Source organism: Ilumatobacter sp. (assembly GCF_049588435.1).
Taxonomy (GTDB): domain Bacteria; phylum Actinomycetota; class Acidimicrobiia; order Acidimicrobiales; family Ilumatobacteraceae; genus Ilumatobacter_A.
Genome location: NZ_JBAVYV010000483.1, coordinates 1 through 6,035, shown reverse-complemented (window position 1 = coordinate 6,035; position 6,035 = coordinate 1). Strand labels below are relative to the sequence as shown.

Annotated in this window: 4 protein-coding genes and 1 pseudogene; 2 read left to right on the top strand and 3 right to left on the bottom strand. The window is 67.2% G+C overall.

The genetic code is table 11. From position 1 onward, the window contains the following. The 3 genes and pseudogenes from WBV89_RS18310 to WBV89_RS18300 all read right to left on the bottom strand — a co-directional run. Nucleotides 1-815, bottom strand: a pseudogene (locus WBV89_RS18310) (HNH endonuclease); the annotation flags it as partial. Nucleotides 816-1,133: 318 nt separating this feature from the next. After that, nucleotides 1,134-1,499 carry a DUF427 domain-containing protein gene (locus WBV89_RS18305; RefSeq protein ID WP_423982768.1) on the bottom strand — a complete coding sequence of 122 codons (366 nt, stop codon included), beginning with the start codon at nucleotides 1,497-1,499 and terminating at the stop codon, nucleotides 1,134-1,136. A 102-nt stretch (nucleotides 1,500-1,601) separates the two neighbouring features. Further along, a complete protein-coding gene (locus tag WBV89_RS18300; RefSeq protein WP_423982767.1) occupies nucleotides 1,602-3,638 on the bottom strand; it encodes a copper-translocating P-type ATPase in 2,037 nt (678 codons plus the stop codon). Nucleotides 3,639-3,742: 104 nt separating this feature from the next. Here WBV89_RS18300 and WBV89_RS18295 point away from each other — a divergent pair, with 104 nt between their 5' ends. Continuing rightward, complete coding sequence (locus WBV89_RS18295) at nucleotides 3,743-4,153, top strand: heavy metal-responsive transcriptional regulator (protein ID WP_423982766.1); 411 nt, start codon at nucleotides 3,743-3,745, stop codon at nucleotides 4,151-4,153. Nucleotides 4,154-4,258: 105 nt separating this feature from the next. After that, nucleotides 4,259-6,035 (top strand): heavy metal translocating P-type ATPase (locus tag WBV89_RS18290; protein ID WP_423982765.1); only part of this gene is annotated, 1,777 nt, incomplete at its 3' end.

The window sequence follows — 6,035 nt, the reverse complement described above, 5'->3', positions numbered from 1 at the left end:
GTGTCGAGGTCGACGATGACGGTGATCTCCGGAACGCGTCGGCTTTGGACCGCGCCGGAGGCTCCGGGCCGGGAGGGGTCGCCCGCGTGCTCGCGGGATGGGCCGGTCACGGCGGCGACGACGGCATTGACCTTGAGCTGCTCCCAAGGGGTCCGCGCGTTGCCGTCCATCTGGCGCAGCGTGGCGAGGCTCGCGTCGATGCTGCTCCACAGTGCCGCATCGCGCACGGGGTCGAGTTCGAGATGGGTGTGGCCCATTCCGGTGACCTTGTCGGTCCAGCGCTTGACGCGTGAGTTGGCTCGCTGTCGGTCGAGTTCGTCGGCATCGGACGTCGCAGCTGCCGCGAGGATCCGCCGACGAAGTTGGCGACAGCGGCGCGCGAACGAGTCGACCGACTCGGTTCTGGCGTGCTCTCGTAGAGCCGCCTCGTGGGTGTCGAACTCGGCCAGGGTCTCAACGTCGAGCCCGTGACGAGCAGAGGCGATCGCGTCGAGATGTTGGCCGGCGATCTGCCCGCGGCCGAGGTCCTTCTCGAACGATGGCAGCGCGTCGGCGAGCGAGGTTCGTTCGTCGACCTGGGCCGCAGCCGTGGACGACTGTCGGGCCGTGCGGCCGAACATCGATGTGGCCGTATCGGCGTGTCCCGCCGCCTCCAAGTGGCGTCGCCGTCGTGCGCAGCGCACCTCGACAGCGTCGAGTTTGGATCGGGCGACCGCGGTCATCCGGACGATTTCCTCGAGGGACGCAGTATCCATCGAGCCGATGTCGAGGTCGGCGAATCTGTTGATCGCGTCGATCAACGTGTTCGTGTTCATGTCACCTCCCGATGTGATCAGGGAACGGGGAGGGGAGTCGGTACGAATCATCATACCAGATGGGATCGATGAATGCAAACATGAGTTCGATCGATCCGTGACCTCGGGCGAGATCGGCCCGCCGAGGCGAAATTCCGAGAGATCGTGACGCCACCCGTCGTGATCCATCGAAAATTCGGAAGTGAGCACCGAACTCATCAACGGAGCCACGAGCAAGGGCAACTTCAAGCCCGACGCGACGTCGGCGCTGAGTCAGTGAATGTTCGCCCGTTGCTGACCGACCCGACGCGATTCGGTCGGCAGCGGGCGTTCGCTCGTTCAGCCGGGTGTCGTCGAGGGCGTGACCGAGATCTCGGTGCGGTCGGGGTAGAACGACATCAGCCCGGCGATCTCGGTGGCGCTCGAGATCGGTTCGGGGTACGCCCACACGATGCCGTCGTGTGTCTCACCGTTGAGATCGGCGCTCCAGTACGAGGCATCGCCCTTGAATGGGCAGTGCGTGTGGAACGACGTCGGTCGCAACAGCTCCATCCGGACGTCGGCCTCGGGGAGGTAGTAGCGCGGCGGCAGGCCGGTTTCGTCGAGCTGCATGCCGCGGTCGGAGGAGGCCAACACCTCGCCGTCGAGGCGGACCTCGACGTGGGCGTTCGCAGGCGTGATCGAAATGGTGTGGCCGGGGCTCATGTCCCGTGCAACGTACTGCGCCGCCCCTCGAATTCCGTGAGCACGACCGCGACCGTTGATGTGGGCGGAGAAGCCCCGTCGAGGCGGGACGCTGGCCGAGGATCAGAGCGCATCGGGGCTGAGGTCGAGGCGGCGGAGGAGCTGTGCGTTGGCCGCGACGACGATGGTGGAGAGGCTCATGAGTGCGGCGCCGAAGGCCGGCGGGAGGACGAATCCGATCGGTGCGAGCACGCCCGCGGCGAGCGGGATCGCCACGATGTTGTACCCGGCCGCCCAGACGAGGTTCTGGATCATCTTGCGGTAGCTGGCGTGGGAGAGCGTGATGACGCCGAGGACGTTGCGGGGATCGGATGAAGCGAGCACGACGCCCGCCGACTCGATCGCCACGTCGGTGCCTGCTCCGATGGCGAGGCCGACGTCGGCGCGAGCGAGAGCCGGCGCGTCGTTGACGCCGTCGCCGACCATCGCGACGGTCCGTCCCTGACCCTGGAGTTCCTTGACGGCTGCGTCCTTGTCGTCGGGCAACACCTCCGCGTAGACGTCATCGATCCCGAGTTCGGCGGCGACGCTGTCGGCGACCGCCTGGGAGTCGCCGGTGATCATCACGACGCGGATGTCACGGTCGTGGAGAGCGTCGACGGCCTGGCGCGACTCGGTCCGGATGCCGTCCTCGAGCGCGAAACTCCCGACGACCTCTCCGTCGACGACGATGTGGAGCACCGCCGCTCCCCGTGATTCCCAGCCGGAGATCTTGTCGTCGAGTTCGGCGGGCGGTGTGAGATCGAGTTCGCGCAGCAGTGACGGGCCCCCGATCGCGACCTCGTGTCCCTCGACGGTTGCTGCGACACCGCGCCCGGTCATCGACCGGAAGTCGGTGGCGTCAGCGGCGTCGATCCCTTCATCGAGGGCCTTGGTGACGATCGCGCGGGCGAGAGGGTGTTCGGAATCGGCTTCGACGCCGGCTGCGAGGGCGAGCATTCGGTCGGTGTCGCCGTCGACGGTGGCGAGGTCGGCGACGACGTGTTCGCCGGCGGTGAGCGTGCCGGTCTTGTCGAACAGGACGGTGTCGACGATCCGCATCTTCTCGAGCGCGATGCGGTCCTTGACGAGGATGCCGTTCTGCGCCGCCTTCGCCGTGGACAGCGAGATGACGAGCGGGATCGCCAAGCCGAGCGCGTGGGGGCAGGCGATGATCAGCACGGTGATGGTCCGCACGAGGGCGTCGTCGGGTTCGCCCAGCGCGAGCCAGACGACCGCCGTGACGATCGCGGAGGTGATCGCCACGTAGAACAGCACGGCGGCCGCACGATCGGCGAGCGCCTGCGCGCGGGACTTGGAGCCCTGCGCGTCGGCAACGAGGCGTTGAATCCCCCCGAGTGCGGTGTCGTCGCCGATCGCAGTGACCTCGATGCGGATCGAGTTGTCGGTGGCGACCGACCCGGCGACGACATCGTCACCGTCGGTCTTCGTGACCGGGTTCGATTCGCCCGTGAGCATCGATTCGTCGACTTCGACCGACCCGTCGATGATCGTGCCGTCGGCGGGAATCCGACTTCCGGAGCGGATGAGAAGACGATCGCCGACCACGAGGTCACCGAGCGCCACGGTCTCGACGTCTCCCGAATCGGTGATCCGCTCGGCCTCGTCGGGGAGCAGTTCGGCCAGTGCAGCGAGCGCTCCCTGGGCCTGACCGATCGCCTTCATCTCCTGCCAGTGGCCGAGCAGCATGATGACGATCAGCGAGGCGAGTTCCCACCAGAACTCCAGATCGAGCGCGTCGGTGAGCGAGACGACCGACGAGACGAACGCGACGGTGATCGCCAGCGCGATCAGCAGCATCATCCCCGGTTGGCGATCGCGCGCCTCCTGGATGCCGCCGGTGAGGAACGGGCGGCCGCCGGAGAAGTAGATGATCGTGCCGAACACCGGCGCGATCCACTGCGAGCCCGGGAACGTCCAGTCGTAGTTGAACCATTCCTGGATCTGCGTCGAGAACACCAGCACCGGAACCGCCAGCGCGAGGTTGCGCCAGAACGCGATCCGGAACATCTCCGCGTGATCCGCATGGCCGCCGTGTTCGGCATGGCCGCTGTGTTCGTCGTGCGTGTGGTCGACCTGGTCGGCCTCTGCGGTGCTCATCCGACGACCTCCTCGTGTTCGAGCCGTTCATCCTCGATGCATGCCACCCTAAACATTCCTCCGGAGGGGAAGGTCAAGCGCGAGTTCTCGGTACCGTGCGTGGCGTGAAGATCGGTGAACTCGCAGCGACGGCCGGAGTGACGACGAAGGCGATCCGCTACTACGAGTCGATCGGCGTGCTCGACGAGCCGGCGCGGACCGACAGCGGATATCGGGCGTACGACCAGGGAGCGGTCGAGCGTCTGGATTTCGTGAAGCAGGCGCAGTCGTCGGGCTTGGCCCTCGCCGACATCAAGTCGATCCTCGAGATCAAGGATCGTGGCGGGCGATCGTGCGAGCACACGCTGGCCCTGCTGCGGCAACGCCTCGACGACCTCGACACGAAGATCGCCGAACTGCAGGCCGCGCGCACCGAGCTGCGCGACATGTACGCGAACGCTTCGGCGCTCGACACGGAGACGTGCACCGACTCGAATCGTTGTCAGGTGATCACGGACACGATCGGCGACGCCTGATCGGACGCCCGGCTGACCCACCGTTGCTCCCCGGTGGAAGATTGTTTCGATTCGTCCCCGAAGGCCCTTGACCTTCCCCTCGGGTGGAAGGCGTACGTTGACGACATGACCACCCGAATCGACGGACAGGACCTCGTCGACCAGCACCGGACCCTCGACGTCACGGTCGATGGGATGACCTGCGGCTCGTGTGCCGCCCGAGTTCAGTCGGCGCTGGCCAAGCAGCCCGGTGTGTCGGTCGCGGAGGTCAACTTCGCCACCGGTCGCGTGCACCTCGAGATCGACGAGACCGCAGACGTCGACGGGCTCCGATCAGCGGTCGAGCGCGCCGGCTACTCATTCGCCCTGCCGACAACGGGCGTCGGGCCGATCGAGTTCGATGTCGCTGGGATGACCTGCGGGTCGTGCGCGGCGCGGATCCAGAAGGCGCTGGAGAACGAGAACGGCGTCGAGTCGGCTGCGGTGAACTTCGCGACGGGACGAGCGGTCGTGTCCCTGGCCCCGGTGTCCTCGGTCGACGCTCGGACGCTCGCGGGCGTGGTCCGCGCGGCCGGCTACGACGCCAGTGAGATCACCCGCGATGCCGACGCCGGACCGACGGCCGTCGAGCGTGCTGATCGTGCCGACGCGGACGAGGCGAAAGAGCGATCGCTGTGGCTGCGGCGGGCGGTGATCTCGGCACCGATCGCCCTGTTCATGGTGTCGACGATGTTCTACCACGACGCTGCGATGCACGACACGTGGCTGCGCTGGTTGCAGTTCGCGCTCGCGATTCCGGTGCAGTTCTACGTCGGCTGGCCGATCCTCGTCGGCGCCGCGCGGCGTGCCCGACACCTCACGGCGAACATGGACACGTTGATCGCGATCGGAACGCTGTCGGCGTTCACGTTCAGCACCTACCAGCTCGTCACCGGGGGGATGGAGCTGTACTTCGAGGCGTCGGTCGTCATCATGTTCTTCATCACCCTCGGGCGCTATCTCGAGGCCCGCGCGAAGAGCCGGGCGGGCAAGGCGCTGCGAGCGCTCGTCGAGCTGGGAGCGAAGGAGGCGCGCCTCGTGCGCGACGGCACCGAGGAGATGGTGCCCGTCGAATCGGTCCGGGTCGGCGATCTGATCAAGGTCCGGCCGGGGGAGAAGGTCCCGGTCGACGGCGAGGTCGTCGAGGGTTCGAGCGCCGTCGACGAGTCGATGCTGACCGGTGAGTCGCTTCCCGTCGACAAGGCGATCGGTGACACGGTCGCCGGTGCGACCGTCAATTCGTCAGGGGTGTTGACCATCCGCGCCACGGCGATCGGATCCGAGACGGCGCTGGCGCAGATCGTCAAGCTCGTCGAGGACGCCCAGACCGGAAAGTCCGACGCACAACGGCTGGCCGACCGCATCTCCGCCGTCTTCGTCCCGGTCGTCCTGTCGATCGCGCTGCTCACGTTTCTCGGCTGGACCGTCATCGGCGGCAGTGTGAGCGACGGCGTGTACGCCGCGGTCGCCGTCCTGATCATCGCGTGCCCCTGCGCGCTGGGGCTTGCGACGCCGATGGCGATCATGGTCGGAACCGGTCGAGGGGCGCAGCTCGGCATCCTGATCAAGTCGGTCGAGGTGCTCGAACGCACACGCCAGATCACCACCGTCGTCTTCGACAAGACCGGCACTCTCACCGAGGGTTCGATGTCGGTCACCGACGTCATCGCGTCCGGTTCGTCGACCGAGGCCGACCTGCTCGCGAAGGCGGGAGCGGTCGAAGCCGACAGCGAGCATCCGATCGGTCAGGCGATCGCGGTCGCTGCTCGCGATGCGCACGGCTCGCTCGCGCCGGTGACCGATTTCGAGACGATCGTCGGTCACGGCATCCGCGCCGACGTCGACGGCACGACGGTGTGGGTCG